The organism is Cohnella soli, from assembly GCF_042655525.1.
In the GTDB taxonomy this organism is placed as follows: Bacteria; Bacillota; Bacilli; order Paenibacillales; family Paenibacillaceae; genus Cohnella; species Cohnella soli.
Genome location: NZ_JBHSMI010000015.1, coordinates 192,898 through 211,343, shown reverse-complemented (window position 1 = coordinate 211,343; position 18,446 = coordinate 192,898). Strand labels below are relative to the sequence as shown.

Below are 18,446 nucleotides of genomic sequence, written 5' to 3'. Positions count from 1 at the left end.
AAACACGGCCCACCCGATAATACGGATAGATGCCGTGTTTATGTGCGAACAACTTATTTTCCGATTACGTGCATTAACCTTTCACTGCCCCCGCCGTAATGCCGCTTGTAATGTAATTGCGCGCGAACAGGAAAATGATTGCGGCAGGCATGCCAAGTACAACAAGCGCCGAGTTGAATTTGCCATAGTCGGCCGGCGAGAATCCGAACAGCCCCTTTAACGTATTGACGGCTATCGTTGCGGTCAACAACGGCAGTGGCAAATGCCGTGCACAAAAACTTATAAGCTGCTATGAATAAGCACGATCGGAATCAGCCCCTTGGTCGGACGCCCTTCGGCGATCACTTCCAAGATCAGATCGTACCGCGATTGCTTAAGCTGTCGAGGCGTGATCGTGAAGTTTACCGTTGCCGTGCCGACGTTGGCATGGTATTGCTCCAGCGGAATGGCCGATTTCCGGCTCGGCGATATGTCCCACTCATCCGGCATGTGCCAGTTTAGCTGTAAATACTGCTGCATGTACAGTTTGTTTTCCAGCTTCAGCTTTAACGTAATCGGCTGGTCCTCCCGGATGAACGGCTCCGCGCCGTAGTCCAGGTACGAGCTGAAAATAACAAAGTCGTATTTCACCGTGAATGGAGCAAGCGCCAGATGGTCGAAGAAGCTGCGATCGATCCAAGAGTTGATGCGTTCCGGACGGTGCGACAGTTGTTCCGGCTCGCGCATCTCGATCACGTACCCCGGTTCGTCGCAAAGCGTATCGCAAAGGTCGCTGCCAAGGAACGATGGCGCAAGCTTCATGATGCGATTCGTCAGCTCGGTGACGGTTTTCGGAACACGCAGCCCTTGATCGCCCAAGTTAATGCAAAGCGTCTTGATCGAATCCCCGATCGGCTCTGTCCATTTCGCTGGAAGACCTTTAGCGCCATGAATGATGCCCAAGATGGAACCGACGGTAGCCGCCGTGCAATCCGTATCTTCCCCGCAGTTCGTCGCGATGCAGACGGTGTTGCCGAAGTCGTTCTCCCCATACAGCCAAGCGACGATCGTGAGGCCGATGTTGCTCGGCGCATCGTACCCCATCTCGCCGATCGGAATATCGTCGGCAGCCAGTTCCTCGGCCGTCATGCCGATGATGCCGAAGCTGCCCGGCACCGCGTGCAGCACGCGCGACCGCGCTTCCTGCCAGCTCAAGCCAGATCGATAAGCGTCGAGCGCGGTGTGAATGCCTTTCGCGATGCCGCAATCCGCGGGGATGTAGGACAATCCGATGTCGATCAGCTTGTAGACGTCGCTCTCAACGAATGCCGCGCTTTCGACGGCCGCGCAGAACACTTCCGCATACACGCCTTCCCCGGAATGGTCCACGATGGCATCTTCATAGGCATATTGAACGGCGATTTCCGGGTGCCCCGGCGCAAGGCAAGCCCATATTTCCGAGCGGATGAAAGCGCCGCAGCTGTCCCGGAACACGTTGTGCACGTGCCCGGCCAGAGGCGGGACAAGTCCCGCCCGCATATTGTTTTTGCCTGCGCCGTATTCGCACCAGTTCGGCGTAACATACGACAGCCAATATTCGCCCAGAATCCGCGCGTCCACGGAACGTCCGTGTTTCTCGATCGCATTCAGCCACACAAGCTGCAAATCAAGATCGTCGTTCGGAACCGGCTCGCCCTTCAAGTCTTGCGTGTAGAACGTGACGTCGAAAATTCCCCTCTTGCACTCGAAAGGAGCGCCTAACGTTCCCCCGACATTTTTGCCCAGCCAGCATCCCGCCAGCTTATCTCGATATTCTGCAATGCTCAATTTCATAGAAATCACCTCAAGCTGATCTAGTCTTTCATTAACTAGCCGTCACTTTAACATTATCGAAATCATAACTGCCGCTTGGCGTCTCCGCCGATCCGAATTTGACTTGGCTGACGTTCGCCGTGGCGTTGACGAGCGCATTGCCGTTCAACTGACGGACGCCGTCGATGTACAACTCATACGTATCGGCGACCGTATCGACGATGACTTTAACGGCATACCATTGGTTCGTGTTGTAACTCGTAAAATAGCTGTATGAAGAGCCGTTGTTGCAGTAAATATGTCCGCCGCTGTCGAAGCCGATCTGCACGAGCGTCTGCCCGCCGGAATCTTCCACGATCATCGACTTCCAGTTGTTTTTGTCCGCGAACCTCATGTCCGCGCTGACCGTCACTTTGCCCGACTGCGAGGCAAAGCTTTTTCCCGCGACGATCGCGCTGGAGGAGCTCTTCAGCACGCGCACGTATTTATTGCTGCCGCCGGACTGCTGCACGACCGTAATACCCGAGCTTGCCGACCAATTACCCGGCGCGTTCCCGACTGTGTCGCTTTCGAAGTTGTCGTCGATGAGCTGGCTTGCAAGCGTGCCGCCGATCGTCACTTTCACTTGATCGAAGTAGAAGGTACCGTTCGCCGCTTCAGCCGACCCGAACTTGACGATGCCGACGTTGTCAGTCGCCGCCTCCAGCGCGTATCCCGCCGCCTTCAAGCTGCCGTCGATGTACAGATCATACTTATCCGTCGCCGTATCGATGACCACCTTGATCGCATACCAACGGTCCGTATCATACGTCATCAGCGTGCTGAAGCTTGTGCCGTTGTTGCGATAGATGTTGCCGCCGCTGTCGAAACCGACTTGCAGCAACTCCTGATCGATCCCGTTGTTAATAATGAGCGATTTCCAGTTCGTCTTGTCGGAAATGTTGATTTTCGCTTCGATCGTCAGACGCCCCGCTGTCGGCTCGAACGGCTTCATCGCAATGACCGGGTCGGTTCCGGACTTGAGCACACGCACGCTTTTGTCGGTGCCCGACGGCACGTTCTGAACCGTTACGCTTGAGGAAGCGCCTTTCACGATCGACCAGCCGGCAGGTGAATTGCCCGTTACGGCGCTATCGAAGCTTTCGTCCACGAGAACTCCCGGCGTCCCCGTTCCGAACACCGCCTCGGTCACTTTAGCAACGCTGACATCGTCGAAATAATAAGTTCCCGCCGCCGTCTCGGCCGATCCGAACTTGACCTGGCCGACATTACTCGTTGCCGTTTCCAGCGCGGCGCCCGTTAAAATCTGCGTGCCGTCGACATAGAGATCGTACGTGTCCGTCAGCGTATGGACAACCGCTTTAACGGCGTACCATTGGTTCGTGTTGTACGCCATGCGCGCGCTGTAGACCGTTCCCTGATTGCTGAAAATGTTCCCGCCGCTGTCGAAACCGACTTGCAGCAACGTCTGGCCTGACGAATTTTCGACGATTATGGACTTCCAATTCGTCTTGTCCGTCATGTACATTTTCGCCTGAACCGCAACGTCGCCGTCAATCGCCGGGGCAAGCGCGCGGCCAGTGACGACCGCCTGCGTTCCCGTCTTCTGCACGCGCACGCTGCTGCCCGTCGCGCCGCCCGGCGCCGCTTGAACGGTAACGCCGGATGTGCTCGACCAACCCGTCGGCGCCGCCCCGGTTATCTGCCCGTCAAAGCGGTCATCCCATTGCGTATTTTCGAAAAACACGTTGGACACCTGACTGTCCGCGGTCAAATTCGCGGAAGCTGCATCGTGAGCCAACACGCCTTGCCGCTTGTAGTTGCGAATATAAATGTTTTTGATATACGAGTTCGCATCTACGCCATACAGCAATGACGGCTGTTCGCCGCTGCCGTTGTACGTCACATTGTCCAGCACGACGTCTTCAACCGACTTGCCCTTGCCGACGCCCGGGCTAAGCTGATCCGTTCGGAAGTGGAACACTTTGGACTTTTCCGGAGAACGGAACGCTTCAACGCGAATGTCTTTGAACAAAATGTTTTTGATGCTGTTGCCGCTGCTCGCCCATAGCTTCATGACGCCCGTAAATTTATCAACGATATATACGCCTTGCTGTGTAAGCACGTCGAGGTTCTCAAACGTCATGTTCGTAATGTCCGAGTTCGACTTCTCCCCAAGCCCGAGCAAAATGATATGCGCATCGTCGCCCCAGAAAACGCTGTTGCGAACCGCAATTCCGGACGTCGGGCCGTAGTGATACATGACGATGTGGTCGTCGCAAGTTCGAATAAAGACGCCGGTAATCGAACCGTCCTTGCTGGCGCTCATATGAATGCCGTCGGCGTTAATATTGCTGCCGAAAATATGAATGTTGCGCGCGATCGGGCGGTCGGTGAAGTTCATGACGACGTTCCACATCGGGAAGTCCGTAATCGTGATGCCTTCGACGAGATGGTCGCTGCCGCCGATCAACCAGATGGCGCCTACCCGGCTTTCCGCGAGCGTTTCCGGCAAATGCGTTAACTGGCTGCCATCCAATATGCCCCGGCCGCGAACGGTCACATTGCTCAAGCCGTCGGACATGATCGAGCCGTGAACGATCGCGCCTGCGGCGATGTACGCCGTATAATTGCTCTTGGATAAGAAAAACGTTTCTCCGGCATGCCAGTTACCGTACTCCGATGTCGAGTCGTACTGCGTCGTCGAGCTACCGTCGACCGCTTTCGCATATCCCGGCATTGCGCCTGCCGTCGCATGATTCAGCGCCAGATTCGTCGAACTGCCTGTCGCGTACACAGCAAATTCGGAGACGAACGAGCTGAAGATGTCGCGCGCCGTGCCGTTGTTGCCGAGCAACCTCAGCCTGACGTAACGAGCTTGCACTTCGGTGAAGTTTCGCGTAATGTTGCCTGTCTGAGAGTTGCCGGTACCATCGTATGCTGTCGTGTAGCTGGCCCCTGCGCTCGCCTTCGTCTCCACGATGAACTTCTGCGGCGTGACCGGCGCGGATGCGCCGCCGCTAAGCGACTTGCCTTGATTAAGCCCGATTGAACTGACCGGGTACGAGGCGCCAAGATCCACTTCCACCCACAACCCCGGCGTGAGCGTATGGTTGCCCAGCGCGAAATAATACGTATCTTTGCCGGCGGGCAGTTGAAGCGGAACTTCCGCTCCCGGCTGGACGACATACACGTTGGAAGCGTTCGGATCGACCGGGTTTTGCTCCGGCGGATTCGTCACGATGTGAAGCACATCCTGCTCCCAGTCCCCGTTGATCCGGACAACCGCATTGCGTGGCGCGTCATTGTTCTGCGTCATCGAGAACGTAATCGTATTGCCGGACCGCGACGATTGAATGCCGTACGACTCCGGGCCGATCACATAGCTGTTAACCGTCCCCCCGTTATAAGTGACCTTCACGTCGACCGTTCCGGCAAAATCGAAGTTAACCATGGAAGAATCGACTTTCGCGACGTTTTGATGGCCGACTTTGACGTTATACTCGAACAAGTCCGTCCATTGGCTTTGACCTGATTCTCGCACTTGAACCGTGAACTTCGTGTTCGCCGGCGTGCCGGAAGGCGGGGACCATACATTCAGTTGGTTCAGCGGATCGGCGGAGACCGTCGGTTCCGATCCGGGAATCGGGGAAACAAAAAACATAGAGAACACAAAAACGAGGGATAAAAGCAATAACAAAACCTTTTTCATTATTTGCTCCTCCTTTTCTAGTTCCAACATCAGGCGGGGGCAAATCTTCACCCCCGCCGCCGTGCTTTGCTATTGTTTCTGTTTCGCCCACTCATCCAGTTGCCGCTGTTTCTCGGCGATAATTTTGTCCATGCCGGCTTCTTTCAGCGCGGCGACGAACTTGGGAATGTATACTTCCGGATCGACTGATCCCGTCGTAATCGCTTCGTAGTATTGGCTTTGCACGTTGGCAACTGCCGCGACTTCGTTTTTGACCGGTTCCGAGTCCCAGGCGAACCCGAGGGCGATCGATTTCTGCGCTTCGTCGTTGAACTGCTTGAACTTCTCCCATTTGTTCGGGTCTTCGTTCGGGAACAGGTACGTCAACATCTGGTTGCCGAACATCCAGCCTTCGTTCCGATAACCGACTGTCTTCGCGTCTACGCCTGCCGGATAGTCGATCCCCGTGTCCGACTTTTTCACGAAGTGTTTGCCTTCGATGCCGTATACGAGCATGTTGATCAGTTCGCGGTCGGAGTAAAGCATGTTCAGGAACATCATGGCGCGCTCAGGGTTTTTCGACGTCTTGGAAATCGCCAGCATAACCCCTGCGACCGTGCTTGTCGTCATGTATGGTTTATCCAGTTGCTTCTGTACAACCGGGAAACCCCAGGCAGAAGACATTTCCGCATCTTTACCCGGCTTCAGCTCTTGCTCGATCGAGAACGCTTTGCCCGCTTGCATCAAGCCCCAATCTTTGGCCGTCGCTGCGTCTTTGTTGATGAGGCCGGCTTTATACCATTTGTGCGCCAGCTTGGCGATTTCCATATATTTCGGAGATTCCGCAGGGTTGATGACTTTCAGCTCCGTGCTGTCGCGGTCAAGAACGCCGTTGCCGTCGCCGAGCGGATCGAACTGGCCGTTCCATACGAGGCCGCCGACATAACGCCAGTTGCCTTCATAGAGCGGAAGTTGCGCTGGATCGGTTTCTTTGACCTTCTGCAAAACCGGCTCAAGGTCTTCCACTTTCTGAATCTGGTTCAGATCGATGTTATATTTGTCGACAAGCGCTTTGTTGAACAAGAAACCGTTGGCGTTCGCCAGTTCCTTATTCGTCGGCGCGCCATAGATATGGCCTTTTACTTTAACGCCATCGAGTTTGTCGCCCATAACCGACGTGATGTCCTGGCCGTACTTGGCGATCAGATCATCAAGCGGCTCAAACGCTCCCTTGGCAACGTTGCCATAATAGCCTAACGTAGCCGACGTAAGAATGACGTCGAACGATTCTTTGGATGCGAACATCAGGTTCGTTTTGTCGTTCCAGGAACCCCAATCAATCGGCTTCAGCACGATCGTCGCGTTGATTTTGTCCGTCAAATATTTGCTCATCGCCTCTTGCACTTCGGCAAGGTCTTTCGGCTTGTCTCCCGGGTAGACAAGCGTAATTTCATAAGGCTCTAATTTCGCCGGGGCCGAAGCGGATGCCGAAGCGGTCGACGACGACGTGTCGGCAGGCGTGGAAGATGGGGACGAAGAGGACCCGCTGCTCGAATTGTTATTTCCGCAACCGCTTGCAACTACGCCAAACGCTAACAGCAAGCTGAACAACTGAAATCCTGTTTTTTTCATTTTGACCAATGCAATCGCTCCCTTTTTCGTGTTCGTGTCTGTTCACTGACAAGCTAGCCGGCCGCCGCCGACACCACCTCCCTAGCAGAATGAGGAACTAGCCTTTCACTGCGCCTACAGTCAAACCTTTGATCAAATATTTCTGGAAAAACGGATACGCCAGCACCATTGGCCCCATGCCGATAATGGCCATCGCCATACGCACCGATTCCGTCGGCATATCGAACAGAAATTGCACGCTGCCCGACTTCTGCGCACTGCTCTGCAGAAACTGAATATTCAGCAACGTTTTCGTCATCAAATATTGCAAAGAAATATTCCGGCTGTCGCTAATGAACACCAGACTGTTAAACCAATCGTTCCAGTAGCCGAGCACTGTGAACAATCCGACCGTCGCAAGCACAGGCAAAGAGATCGGCAGAATAAGCTGGAAAAAAATCCGCCACTCCCCGGCTCCGTCGATTTGCGCGGACTCAATAATCGAACCCGGAATCGTATTGGCAAAAAAAGTCCGCATAATCAGCACGTAGAATCCGCTCAGCAGCAAACTCGGAATCATAAGAGCCAACAGCGTATTTTGCAAATGCAGCACATTCGTGTACACCAAGTACCACGGCACTAATCCGCCATTAAACAGCAAGGTGAAAAATACGAACAGCGTAACGATCTTTCTTTTCTTGAAATCTTGCCGGGAGAGCGGATAGGCCAGCATGGAAGTCATCAACAAGCTCGCAATCGTCCCCGCAATCGTAACGATCGCACTGATGCCATAAGCGTGAAGCAACGCGCTCGAATCGGAAAACAGGTAACGATACGCGTCCAGGCTCAGCTTTTCCGGGATGAACGAGTAACCGTTCGCCAGAATCGTCTTCTCGTCGGTAAACGATACGACCAGCACCAGCAGCAAAGGAATGAGACACGCCAAGCAGATGACCCAGAAGAAGACGTGGATCAGAATCGGAACGAACGACAATCGAACGCTGCTGCTCCGATGGCTGGTTTCCGTCAACGGCGATGCACTCGCCGCATGTAAGCTACTCATCTATAGGGCCCTCCTAGAACAATGCATTCTCGCTGTCTACTTTGCGAATTAATTGATTAACAGAGAACACTAATACAAAACCGACGATCGATTGGAACATCCCTGCCGCAGCCGACATCCCGACATCCCCCGTCTGGATCAGCACCCGATAGACGTAAGTGTCGATAACATTGGTCGTAGGGAACAGAATACCCGTGTTCAGCGGAACTTGATAGAACAAGCCGAAGTCCGCGTAAAAAATACGACCGATGTTCAGCAGCAGCATGACGATAATGACCGGCTTGATGAGCGGGAGCGTAATGTTGATCATTTGCCGCCACCGGCTCGCTCCATCTACCCGGGCCGCTTCGTAATATTCGGAGCTGACGCCGGCCATCGCAGCCAAATAAATAATGCTGGAGTAGCCCACGTACTTCCACGCGTTCACGAGTACGAGAATGACAGGCCACTTTTTCGGCTCCAAATACCAAGCAATAGGCTCAAACCCGAGCGGCTCCAAAATCGCTTTGTTCAGAAAGCCGTATTCCATGCTCAGGAAGCTGTACACCAAGTAGCCGACGATTGTGAAGGAAATCAGGTACGGCAGCAAAATAATACTCTGGTACATGCTCTGGAAAAATCTCTTGCGCACCTCGTTCAGCAGCAACGCGACGGCGAGAGAAAGAACCAAATTAAACGTAATAAACACCACATTGTACAAAAACGTATTTCTCGTAATGGTGACTGCGTCCGATGTGGCGAATAGAAACTTGAAATTGTTGAAGCCGACCCACTCGCTTCGGAAGATGCCCAAGTCGTAATTCAAGTTTTTGAACGCGATAATGACGCCGAACATCGGGAAATAATTGTTGAGCAGCAAGTAAAGCAAACCCGGCAGCATCATGAACCACAAAGCAGCGTGTTTGCCTCTCGCTTTTGCCATCATAGCTGTGTCCCCTCCTCTCTTCGGCTTTATTGTAATGGAGCGGCTATATGACAATCGTCACTTCGCATAACACAATTGTGACTCTGTGCCGGAAGATCGAGGGGGATGCCGATTCGAAAAAATAGCGGCGTTAAGGGGGGGCTTACTCCCTGCGCCGCTATTTGACATATTATGGGAGAGACCTAGGGAAACACGCATTCTATTTCCCTCGTGCCAATATCCCCTTCGCTCAGGAGTACAGTATCGGTTTAGAAACGTCCCCGGACACCTCCCCCACTAACGACTTAACGACTGCCTGTTCACAACGATTACACTTCCTGAGCGAGCGGGATTTTGGCAAAAGGGATTTGCTACCCGGCGGCGCTAAGCTTTCCTGTACGAAGGGGATATTGGCCAAAGAGGTTGCTCATTGCGATTTATCCGGCCGTCGTCTGAATCGGCAAGTACAGACAAACAACGGCACCGCCTTCGGGCTTATTGGAGAAGGTGAGCCGCGCCTGATCGCCGTAATGGAACTTAAGTCGCTGCACAACATTACGAATGCCGATATGCTCGTAATCATCTGCCGCGCCGAGTGTGAGCCGATCCGCTTGCTCCTCGGCAAACCCTCGTCCGCTATCGGCAATCGTCACTCGGAACTGGGATGTCGGTTCATCTTCGTCCGGATCGACGGAAATATGTACGGTGCATGTTCTCGATATTTTGTCATAGCCATGAATGATCGCATTTTCCACGAAAGGCTGGAACAGCAACGGCGGCAACATAACGGCTTCCATTCCAGCAGCGAGATCGATGCGGTATGACAGCGACTGCGGGAAACGCATTTGTTGAATTTGCAAATACGTGTCGATATGCTTCAGCTCTTCGTCTATGCGTACGAGCGGAGTGGAAGTTCGCGTAATGAAACGAAAGTAGTTCATCAGATGGCGGATCATTTTCTGTACCAGCTTGTATTCTTTCGATTCAGCCAGATTGTAGACGACGTTCAACGAGTTCAGCAGGAAGTGCGGCTGAATTTGCAACTGGAGCTGCCTGATCTCCGCTTTGTTCCAGCGAATTTGCTCCTCGTAGACGCTGATTTTCAAATCGGTCACTTCGGCGGCCATCTCGTTAAACATATCGGCCATCGTGCCGAATTCCTTGGATGACTGGCGTTTCAGCCGGAAGCTGAGGTTCCCTTCCTTGATCCGCTTCATCCCGATCAACAGTTGATTAATCGGCTTCAGGATAATAGAGCGGACGAAGAACAGGAACAAAAGTAAAATCAACAGCGCGGCAAAAGGTACGACGTAAATAATGCGTTGATATAAAGGCAAGTTCGACAGCAGCTTCTCCTCTGGCGTCATGACGAGCAGAATCGTATCCGATTGCCGCGATGCGTGACTGACGACGAGCGTTCGGCTGGACAACGAAAGCGTACCGTAAGTTTTGTCCGACTCGGACAGCATTTTTAACATCGCCGGAAGCTCGTCCTGCCGCAAAGTGGACGGTGTCAGGATGTCGCCCGCGGTGGAGAGGATGGCCGCACGCCCCGAATCCGAAAGCTGAATCGCGCTCATCGGCTCCATTAATCGCTTCACGCTAATCCATGCGCCTGTGTAGACGTTAAAATCGTTCTGGACGAGCCGCATCAAACACGCCTCCCCATTCAGCGAGACGGCACGCCACGTCTGGTAATTCGCCGGATCGAACCGCTTGTCCGCCAGCATTCCGGCAAGTTGCTCTCTCACAATCTGCTTGCCCGCATCGCCCGATTCGGTCGTAATGAGATCGGCGCTGCCAGGGGAGTACACGAACAGCATACCGACCCAATTGTATTTCGAAATATCTTCGTCGATCTGATTTCGGACCTGGATTTTGGTCAGCGTATACTCGTCGCTCTCCGGATCGTTCAAGCTCAGCGAAGTAATTCCGGCGTATTGGAAAGCGAGGCGCAGCAAATAATTGCTCGTCTGCTCCAGGAACGAATCCATCTGATTCGTATAAATTTCCAGCATGCTTTTATGCGACTCGGCCACTTGCTTGCGCACGACGTTCATGGAGTACAGGTTGTTGTAGAGCAGTAGTAAAATAAGCGGAACGATAATGCCTGCAAAACCCACTCCCAACTTAAACGGCAACGAGCGGTAATATCTCATACGTTTGCCCGATCGCTCGCCGACATCCCGCTGCGAAGCTCCTGCGGGCTAACGCCGTAGATGCGCTTAAACATTTTCCCGAAGTAGGACAGACTGTGATAACCCAACGATCCGGCGACAATGCTGATCGGACTGTCCGAGTGGACGATTTCCCGGTGCGCTTGCTGCATCCGCTCTCTAAGGATGTAGTCGGTAATCGATTCTCCCGTTTCTTTCTTGAACAACCGCGACAAGTAACCCGGATTCAAGTACACGTATTGCGCGAGTTGCTCCCGGTTCAAGTCCTGATCGAGATTGTCGTGAATGTATCGCTTCACCTTCTCCGTTAACGATACCTCGTCTTCCTGCTTGCGCAGAGTATGCGACAGATGCTCCAGCGCCCGTTCGCTCCACGCCTGCAGTTCGCGAATGGAACGCGTCGCCGCCCGCTCGTTCAACAGCCACGCCTCGTCCTTGAACACGGTGACAAGCCGTTTCTTGTGCAGCACGTAATGGAACATTTGCAGCATGCCGTAATAGAAAGCTTGTAGATGGACGATGTTCAAGTCTTTGCGTTTCTCAAGCGAGGTTAGTTTGGCCGCGACTTCCTCTTGCAACTGCTGATTTTTCCCATTTTCCAATAGCACGGACCATTCCACCATTTCTGTGAACGCTTCCATGTCATCCGTCGATTTGGCGGCTTCCTCCGAATAACAGACGACTTTCTGCGAGCGGGTAACGAACGTGCGCTCCAAATATTGCAGCTCCTGATACAGCTGACGGAACTGGCTCAACGGCCCTTGCCGGCCTACATAACACGATACGCTGCAAGACAAGATGTCTTTGCAATTGGTTATATACGTATCGCAGCGGCGAATAATGTCCTGCATCTGCAGCGTTTGCGGCTCGTTTCTGAAGAAAATGACGATCGCGGAGCCTTCTTCATCCTCCATGACGATGCCGGGGTGACCCGACAGGATGATCTCCTCCGCAACGTTGCGAAGCGCGTATTCCATAATTTCTTTATTGCTTGCGCTGAAATCCTTATGCCAGCTTTCGATACTGATGAGCAGAGGCAGAAACGAGGATCGGGAATGAAGCTCGGAATCGACGACGAAAGCGCTGAGTTGCCGCTCATCCGCTTTGCCCGCCATCGCGTCGTGCCAGAATCGTTCCAAGAGCAGCGGCTTGCGCTTGTGCCACAGCTCGTAATACGTTCGCAGCTCTTTTTGGCTTTGGTCGGCTTCCTGCTTCATCTTGATCTTGGAAGTCGCTTGCAGCACGATGTTTTCCAACTCGACGAAGTCGACGGGTTTGAGCAAATAGTTCATGCTGCCAAGTTGGATCGCCTTCTGCGCATATCGAAAATCAGCGTGGCATGTGAGAAAAATCAGCTCTGCGTTCACGCCTTGCTCCCGCATCCAGCCAAGCAGTTCGAGGCCGCTGCCGTCGGGCATTTCTATATCGCATATGACGATATCGATCTCATGGTCTACCATAATCGCACGCGCCATGTCGACGTTGTAAGCTTCGTATACTTCCGTAAACTCTAGCAATTCCCACATCACGCCCGACTTGATCCCGTTTACGGCATACAGTTCGTCATCCACAATCAGCAGCCTGTACATCCTGCGCCTCCCTGGTCGTCTATCTGTTGCACACTAATATATCATAGACTTGTCGGTTGCATGTATGTACGAAACTGAGAATCATCCTGTCTTTTTCCATAATTATCGCGTTTACAACGTCTATCACCTTCCCGGAAAATAGAACTAGCTTTGCTGGAAACTATCAACGGGAGTGTGAGAGTATGCTTCGACTGCGAACCCGGCTCGGCGTTGTGATCGTCTTGATTCTCGCCGCGCTGATCTTCTATCCGACACAAAATGGTCACGCGGATAACGAGATTAAAGTCGCCTACGACGGGGATGCTATCCGGTTTACGAATCCCCCTGTGTCAATCAATGGCACTACATACGCGCAAGCGAGACCGTTGCTGCAATCGCTCGGATTGACAATCAATTGGCTAAGTTCGGGCAAATTCTCTATACATAAATCCGGCCTAACGATCGACATGGCTGCCGGCAGCGCCACGGCGTACGTGAACGGGAAATCACAAACATTGGCATTCCCGCCGCTTTTGCGAGACTCGACGTTATTTCTTCCGCTTCGCCCGATCGCTTCTCTGCTGCAAATCACCGTGCAATGGGATGCGTCTGCGCGACTTGTTGCACTTTCGTCTTTGCAGGGTGAAGACGGGGTGGCCGTTCAGTCGGCTTACAAAGTGATCGGCTATTATCCTTCTTGGGCGCTCTATCAGAAGTATGATTCGTCCAAGCTTGCGACGGCTGGTCTTACGCATATCAATTATGCTTTCGCCAACATCGAGAACGGACAAATCTCGCTTGGCGACGCCGACGCGGACAAGGCGAATTTCGCGGCTCTCCGCAAGCTGAAGGCGGCGAACCCGAAGCTGAAGACGCTGATCAGCGTCGGAGGCTGGACGTGGTCCGGGCGGTTCTCGGACGCTGCCGCTTCTATCTACGCGCGCAATTTGTTCGCCGACAGCGTCGTCGCATTTATTCGTCAGCACGGCTTCGACGGCGTCGACCTCGATTGGGAGTATCCGGTTTCCGGCGGACTCGCCGGCAACAAACATCGCCCGGAAGACAAGCGCAATTTTACGCTGCTGCTGCAAACGCTGCGCGACAAATTAAATGCCGCCGGGACGAAAGACGGCCGCACGTATTTGCTGACGATCGCCGTCGGAGCGGCGCAGGAAAACGTCGGCAACATCGAAGCCAAGAACGTTGCCGGCATCGTCGACTGGATCAATCTGATGACCTACGATTATCACGGCGATTGGGAGAAGAAGAGCGGGCATAACGCTCCGTTGTACGGCGATTCGGCGGATCCGATCTCCGCGCAGGAGAATATCGACTTTACGGTGCAGGCTTACAAGAATGATGGTGTCCCAGCGGCGAAACTCGTCATGGGCGTTCCGTTTTACGGTCGCAGTTGGACAGGCTGCGGTACGGCGGATCACGGACAATACAGCAGCTGTAGCGGTTCTACAGACGGCACTCTCGGCAGCGGCTCGTACAGCTACGCCACGCTCGTCAAGCAAAATTGGGCCGGCGGCGGCAACGGCTACACCCGCTACTGGAACGAACGTACGAAAACGCCTTGGCTCTACAGCGCAGCGAACGGCGGGACGTTTATCGCCTATGAAGATCCCGAGTCGATCGGGTACAAGGCGGAATACGTAAAGCGCAACAAACTAGGAGGCGTCATGGCATGGGAACTAAGTCAGGACTCGGGGCTAACGTTGCTGACCAAACTTGTGCAGAACCTCTGACGCTTCGTGCTGAAGGGTCGTATACTGGAAACCGGCGACGGATTGTATCCATCGCCGGAAGTTACTGGCTCTTCGATTACACATCAGCGCTCAACTGCCCTTGCCCTCCGTCAACAGCCGCCTTGCTCTTACGCAAACCCAGATACGCGGCAATGAGGACGGCAATGACAACAAACAACGAGACGCTCGCAATCAGCAGGTGCAAATACATGTCCATATGGGGGCCGGAAATCAACGAGAGGACAAACGCCGCCAACGACGAGACGACAATCGCATAACTCGATTGATTGTTATAGAGGGACAGGAGGACCGGTCGGCCCGTTTGCACGGACCATTCGGTGGCGTGTTTCCGGGCATATAGCGAAAATAGCCCGTATACGCAGCCGATCGACGCCCCGATGGCAGCCAGGTACCCGATGCCCGCATTGGCCGGAAAGAAGAAAAGCACCAAACTTGCAAGCATCAGCAAAGATAAGGGCAGGTGAATGCGAACCGTCATGCTCCGGCCACGGGCAAGCTTCGTCATAAATACGGCGACAATCGCCATGACATGAATGATCGTCAGCAGCAAGCCGCTCCGGACGACGGCATGTTCCATATGATACAAGTCGGCGAGCGCAAAGATGAGGTTGCTTGAAAAGAGCATCGAAGCCGAGGAAAGCGCAATCACGTAACCCAGAAACAGGATTTCGTATGCCCCGATCGTTGCCCCGCTTCTCGCCGCCGAACTGGAAGAAACGGCAATTGGCTCGCCTTGAGGAAGACGGCGTAAATCATGCCACACAATGACCGCTACCGCAGAGAAACCTGCAAATAGAACAAGCCAATTAAGGAGGGGCGAAAACCTGTGAAGCGTCAAAGAGAAGTAGATGGGAGCCAGCATCATGCCGATCAATTGCGACAGCGTCGTATTCCGGGAATGGCTCGAAATATCCGCTTTCGGAAGCACGTGCACATAGTAGCGGTCCATTACATTAATGAATAGCTGGGAAGCGGTTCTCGTCAAGAAGAAGCTCGCCATGAAAAGCGCGATATGCGCAGCCAGCAACAATGAGGCAGAGGCAAGGACCGAGAGCGCTAATGAAATGGCGACCACCCATTTGATCGACCGCGGCCGAGATCCTTGCATCCGAAAATACTTTGCGGAATGGGTACACCAAATGATAACGATGCTCCCGACCGAACCGAGCACCAAGCAAACGGACAGCCAAAACATTTTCGATTCCTGAACGTTCTGGCTGAAAAAGACTTGCGGAATAATATTTTGAATGCCTGTCCCGAGAAAAGAGATGAAAAAATAGATAAAACTTCGCGCCCGCACGGTTACGTTCATCTCCGGTTCCCGCTCTCCTCGAATAGGCCGGGGACCTCGCTTATCCACGGGTTCGCCGCTCTGTCCTCATCGACCTTCCCCCTGCCTTCCAGCAGCTGCAGCAGCTCCGTAAAATCCCGGCTGGGCTCGGGCAGTTGCTTCAACGCCGCCATGATCGGACCGAGCTCGGTCGACAGGCCGGTTCGCTTTGCCAGCGCTCGCACCTCTTCCTTGAATGGCACGTTTGGCCGCGACGGAAGCTCCTCCTCGACAGGAACTCCCAATTGATTAATGGCACTCAGTACGACTTCCTTTTGCCTGGAAAAATCAAGCTTCGCCAGCTCGACCGGATCGATCGGGCTACCCACGTAAATGTCCTGCTTCCCGAAGCCGGTCGGGTACGTTAAAGCAGAGTTCGCTTGTTCCACGGGCAGTCCTCCGGCAAACCTCACCGGTACGATCGGGATATTGGCTTGCATCGCCAGCTGTAGCGTTTTTCTGCTTACTTTGGTCGTCGCCTCCCGGCAAGATAACGCCCGTTTTCCCTCGGTATGAATCAGTATGGACTTGTTTCTTTGCTGCAGCAGGCTGCCCATACCGTCCAAGATGTCGAGGAACGACGCCGGCTTGCTCCGGTCAAAATACAGGATGACATCGTAGGGCGTTCCGGACCGATGCCGCTTGGAATGCCGGTGGAGCTTGCCGATCCAGGACGATTTGTGCTCTTCCTTGGCTACCGCAAAAACTCTCGTTCGCGTTATTCCTCCGATCAAGTAGATAAACAGAAGCGATTCGACCGCCGTTTGATGATTGGCCAAGTAGAGCACCGATTTGCCTCTTATCGCGTCCAGACCTGCGGCATCCTGGAACATGACCCTATTGACAAAATTCAGGGAAAGCCCCTTGTATACATCACCGATTAACCAGTCATGCGTTCCGAAAAGCTCCGTCCAATAAGGTTCGATCGATGCCAGTAAATCGTTGGTAACGGGATAAATCTTCGCTTCTATCGTTTTCATACTCCACCCCATGCTGTTTCCGCTTCGGAAGCGAAACGCTCGTTTCGTCGTCCGTTTTTTTCTTGTTATAGTGTAGGGCGTCGCGGGCAGATCATCCATACCTAAAAAGGGGTAATTTTTGAAATCAAGCTTGACTGGCGCTCGTCCCATGAACGAATTTCAACTTTTTCGAATCCCAGTATGATAGAATACAAAAAAAGGAACATAGAACGTCAACGTGCCGAGGGGGAGTCTCCAAGTTATGCCGTCAAATCCGAAACGAATCGATGTCATTCGCCTGGATTCGAACATGTCTATTAAAAAAATCGATCACGATTCGTTGCAATGGTTGTCGCCGTCTGCAGCTCCATTTCATATCGCGGGGTTTGCCTGGTTCGATAAAGAACGCAAATACAGGCGACTTCCTTCGTCTCCGGCGCTGCCGCTGCCTACAGCAGTCGATGAGCTTGCGAATTGCACCGCAGGCGGACAAATCCGGTTCCGTACGAATTCTTCCAGATTGTCGCTTAAGGTGAAGCTAAGAGGGCCAAGCGATATGTATCATATGCCGGCAACGGGCCAAAGCGGAATCGATTGCTATTTGGGCGACCCTGGAAATCAGCACTATCTCAGCACGACGCGATTTGATCCTGCTTGCACGGAATATGAAGCCGAGATGTACAATTGGGGTGAAAAACGGGAGTTTGCCGTTACCTTGAACTTTCCGCTCTACCAGGGCGTAGAGGAAGTATGGATCGGCGTCGACCCGGACGCGACAATCGGCGCGGCTCCAAGCTATGCCAGCGATAAGCCCATCGTCATCTACGGCACGTCAATTACGCAGGGCGGCTGCGCGACGCGCCCCGGAATGGCGTATCCGAACATTTTGAGCCGCTCGATTCCAATGGAATTTATTAACCTCGGTTTTTCCGGGAACGGCAAAGGAGAACCGGAAGTCGCTCGGACGATTGCGGAAATAGCGAACCCGGCCATGCTGATTCTGGATTATGAAGCCAATTCGGGGACAATCGAGGAAATCTCGACGACTTTGCCGCAATTTATTCACCTTTATCGCGAACGCCATCCCGACGTGCCTATTGTTGTCATTTCCAAAATCCAATACTCCGGAGATCGGTACTACGAAAAGATGCAAAGCTTGCACGAAGGGAGAAAGAAAGTCCAGGAGGAGACGGTCGAGCGGCTGCGCCGTGAAGGGGACGCCAATATCCATTTTGTAGACGGATCGAATCTGCTCGGCGAGGACGCAGAGGAATGCACCGTAGACGGCGTGCACCCGACAGACCTTGGGTTCATCCGCATGGCGAAATCGTTGGAGCCTATCATTAGGGAGCTTCTATAGGCGTTGCCGCTGAGGCGATCGCGATGTAAAACGGCAATAAGCTTATATCTGTCGGGACTTAATGCGTCTCGAGCATTAACTCATTCTAGAAATTCGGCAATTTTTCGTGAAACCCTGGTGCAAAGCCTCTGACGCTTCATGCTAAAAAGGCCGTTCCACAAATCGTCCGAGGATTGCGCGGCGATTATGCGGGGACGGCCTTTTTCTTGCTATGAATAAT

General features: G+C 53.3%; 12 protein-coding genes. 2 read left to right on the top strand and 10 right to left on the bottom strand.

Going from position 1 to position 18,446, the window contains the following annotated elements:
• Nucleotides 1–73: 73 nt before the first annotated feature.
• From ACFPOF_RS08850 to ACFPOF_RS08815, 8 genes are all read right to left on the bottom strand, one after another.
• A complete protein-coding gene (locus ACFPOF_RS08850) occupies nucleotides 74–262 on the bottom strand; it encodes a hypothetical protein (RefSeq protein ID WP_378131664.1) in 189 nt (62 codons plus the stop codon).
• Nucleotides 263–279: 17 nt separating this feature from the next.
• Complete coding sequence (locus ACFPOF_RS08845; protein WP_378131663.1) at nucleotides 280–1,812, bottom strand: ADP-ribosylglycohydrolase family protein; 1,533 nt, start codon at nucleotides 1,810–1,812, stop codon at nucleotides 280–282.
• Nucleotides 1,813–1,843: 31 nt separating this feature from the next.
• Nucleotides 1,844–5,503: a discoidin domain-containing protein gene (locus tag ACFPOF_RS08840; RefSeq protein ID WP_378131662.1), complete on the bottom strand. Its 3,660-nt coding sequence runs from the start codon at nucleotides 5,501–5,503 to the stop codon at nucleotides 1,844–1,846.
• A gap of 69 nt (nucleotides 5,504–5,572) precedes the next feature.
• Nucleotides 5,573–7,114, bottom strand: coding sequence for an ABC transporter substrate-binding protein (locus ACFPOF_RS08835; protein WP_378131803.1), 1,542 nt, complete (start codon nucleotides 7,112–7,114; stop codon nucleotides 5,573–5,575).
• A 97-nt stretch (nucleotides 7,115–7,211) separates the two neighbouring features.
• Nucleotides 7,212–8,156 (bottom strand): carbohydrate ABC transporter permease, encoded by a 945-nt coding sequence (locus ACFPOF_RS08830; RefSeq protein ID WP_378131661.1) that lies wholly within the window; start codon nucleotides 8,154–8,156, stop codon nucleotides 7,212–7,214.
• Between the two features lie 13 nt (nucleotides 8,157–8,169).
• On the bottom strand, nucleotides 8,170–9,081 hold the full coding sequence (locus tag ACFPOF_RS08825) for an ABC transporter permease (protein ID WP_378131660.1): 912 nt from the start codon (nucleotides 9,079–9,081) through the stop codon (nucleotides 8,170–8,172).
• A 416-nt stretch (nucleotides 9,082–9,497) separates the two neighbouring features.
• On the bottom strand, nucleotides 9,498–11,219 hold the full coding sequence (locus ACFPOF_RS08820) for a sensor histidine kinase (protein WP_378131659.1): 1,722 nt from the start codon (nucleotides 11,217–11,219) through the stop codon (nucleotides 9,498–9,500).
• Nucleotides 11,216–12,826, bottom strand: coding sequence for a helix-turn-helix domain-containing protein (locus ACFPOF_RS08815; protein ID WP_378131658.1), 1,611 nt, complete (start codon nucleotides 12,824–12,826; stop codon nucleotides 11,216–11,218). The genes ACFPOF_RS08820 and ACFPOF_RS08815 overlap by 4 nt, the downstream gene beginning before the upstream one ends.
• A 182-nt stretch (nucleotides 12,827–13,008) precedes the next feature.
• Between ACFPOF_RS08815 and ACFPOF_RS08810 the strand changes: the two genes are divergently transcribed.
• Nucleotides 13,009–14,556, top strand: a complete 1,548-nt coding sequence (locus tag ACFPOF_RS08810; protein ID WP_378131657.1) for a glycosyl hydrolase family 18 protein — start codon at nucleotides 13,009–13,011, stop codon at nucleotides 14,554–14,556.
• A 76-nt stretch (nucleotides 14,557–14,632) separates the two neighbouring features.
• Here ACFPOF_RS08810 and ACFPOF_RS08805 read toward each other — a convergent pair whose 3' ends face one another.
• Nucleotides 14,633–15,889, bottom strand: a complete 1,257-nt coding sequence (locus ACFPOF_RS08805) for a hypothetical protein (protein WP_378131656.1) — start codon at nucleotides 15,887–15,889, stop codon at nucleotides 14,633–14,635.
• Complete coding sequence (locus tag ACFPOF_RS08800) at nucleotides 15,886–16,887, bottom strand: lysophospholipid acyltransferase family protein (protein WP_378131655.1); 1,002 nt, start codon at nucleotides 16,885–16,887, stop codon at nucleotides 15,886–15,888. Before ACFPOF_RS08800 ends, ACFPOF_RS08805 begins: the two co-directional genes overlap by 4 nt.
• A 241-nt stretch (nucleotides 16,888–17,128) precedes the next feature.
• Here ACFPOF_RS08800 and ACFPOF_RS08795 point away from each other — a divergent pair, with 241 nt between their 5' ends.
• Nucleotides 17,129–18,226 carry an SGNH/GDSL hydrolase family protein gene (locus tag ACFPOF_RS08795; protein WP_378131654.1) on the top strand — a complete coding sequence of 366 codons (1,098 nt, stop codon included), beginning with the start codon at nucleotides 17,129–17,131 and terminating at the stop codon, nucleotides 18,224–18,226.
• Nucleotides 18,227–18,446 lie beyond the last annotated feature (220 nt).

Coding starts and splice junctions, on each gene's coding strand:
- ACFPOF_RS08845 (WP_378131663.1), bottom strand. CDS start 1,812: ATGAAATTGAGCATTGCAGAATATCGAGATAAGCTGGCGGGATGCTGG.
- ACFPOF_RS08840 (WP_378131662.1), bottom strand. CDS start 5,503: ATGAAAAAGGTTTTGTTATTGCTTTTATCCCTCGTTTTTGTGTTCTCT.
- ACFPOF_RS08835 (WP_378131803.1), bottom strand. CDS start 7,114: ATGAAAAAAACAGGATTTCAGTTGTTCAGCTTGCTGTTAGCGTTTGGC.
- ACFPOF_RS08830 (WP_378131661.1), bottom strand. CDS start 8,156: ATGAGTAGCTTACATGCGGCGAGTGCATCGCCGTTGACGGAAACCAGC.
- ACFPOF_RS08825 (WP_378131660.1), bottom strand. CDS start 9,081: ATGATGGCAAAAGCGAGAGGCAAACACGCTGCTTTGTGGTTCATGATG.
- ACFPOF_RS08820 (WP_378131659.1), bottom strand. CDS start 11,219: ATGAGATATTACCGCTCGTTGCCGTTTAAGTTGGGAGTGGGTTTTGCA.
- ACFPOF_RS08815 (WP_378131658.1), bottom strand. CDS start 12,826: ATGTACAGGCTGCTGATTGTGGATGACGAACTGTATGCCGTAAACGGG.
- ACFPOF_RS08810 (WP_378131657.1), top strand. CDS start 13,009: ATGCTTCGACTGCGAACCCGGCTCGGCGTTGTGATCGTCTTGATTCTC.
- ACFPOF_RS08805 (WP_378131656.1), bottom strand. CDS start 15,889: ATGAACGTAACCGTGCGGGCGCGAAGTTTTATCTATTTTTTCATCTCT.
- ACFPOF_RS08800 (WP_378131655.1), bottom strand. CDS start 16,887: ATGAAAACGATAGAAGCGAAGATTTATCCCGTTACCAACGATTTACTG.
- ACFPOF_RS08795 (WP_378131654.1), top strand. CDS start 17,129: ATGCCGTCAAATCCGAAACGAATCGATGTCATTCGCCTGGATTCGAAC.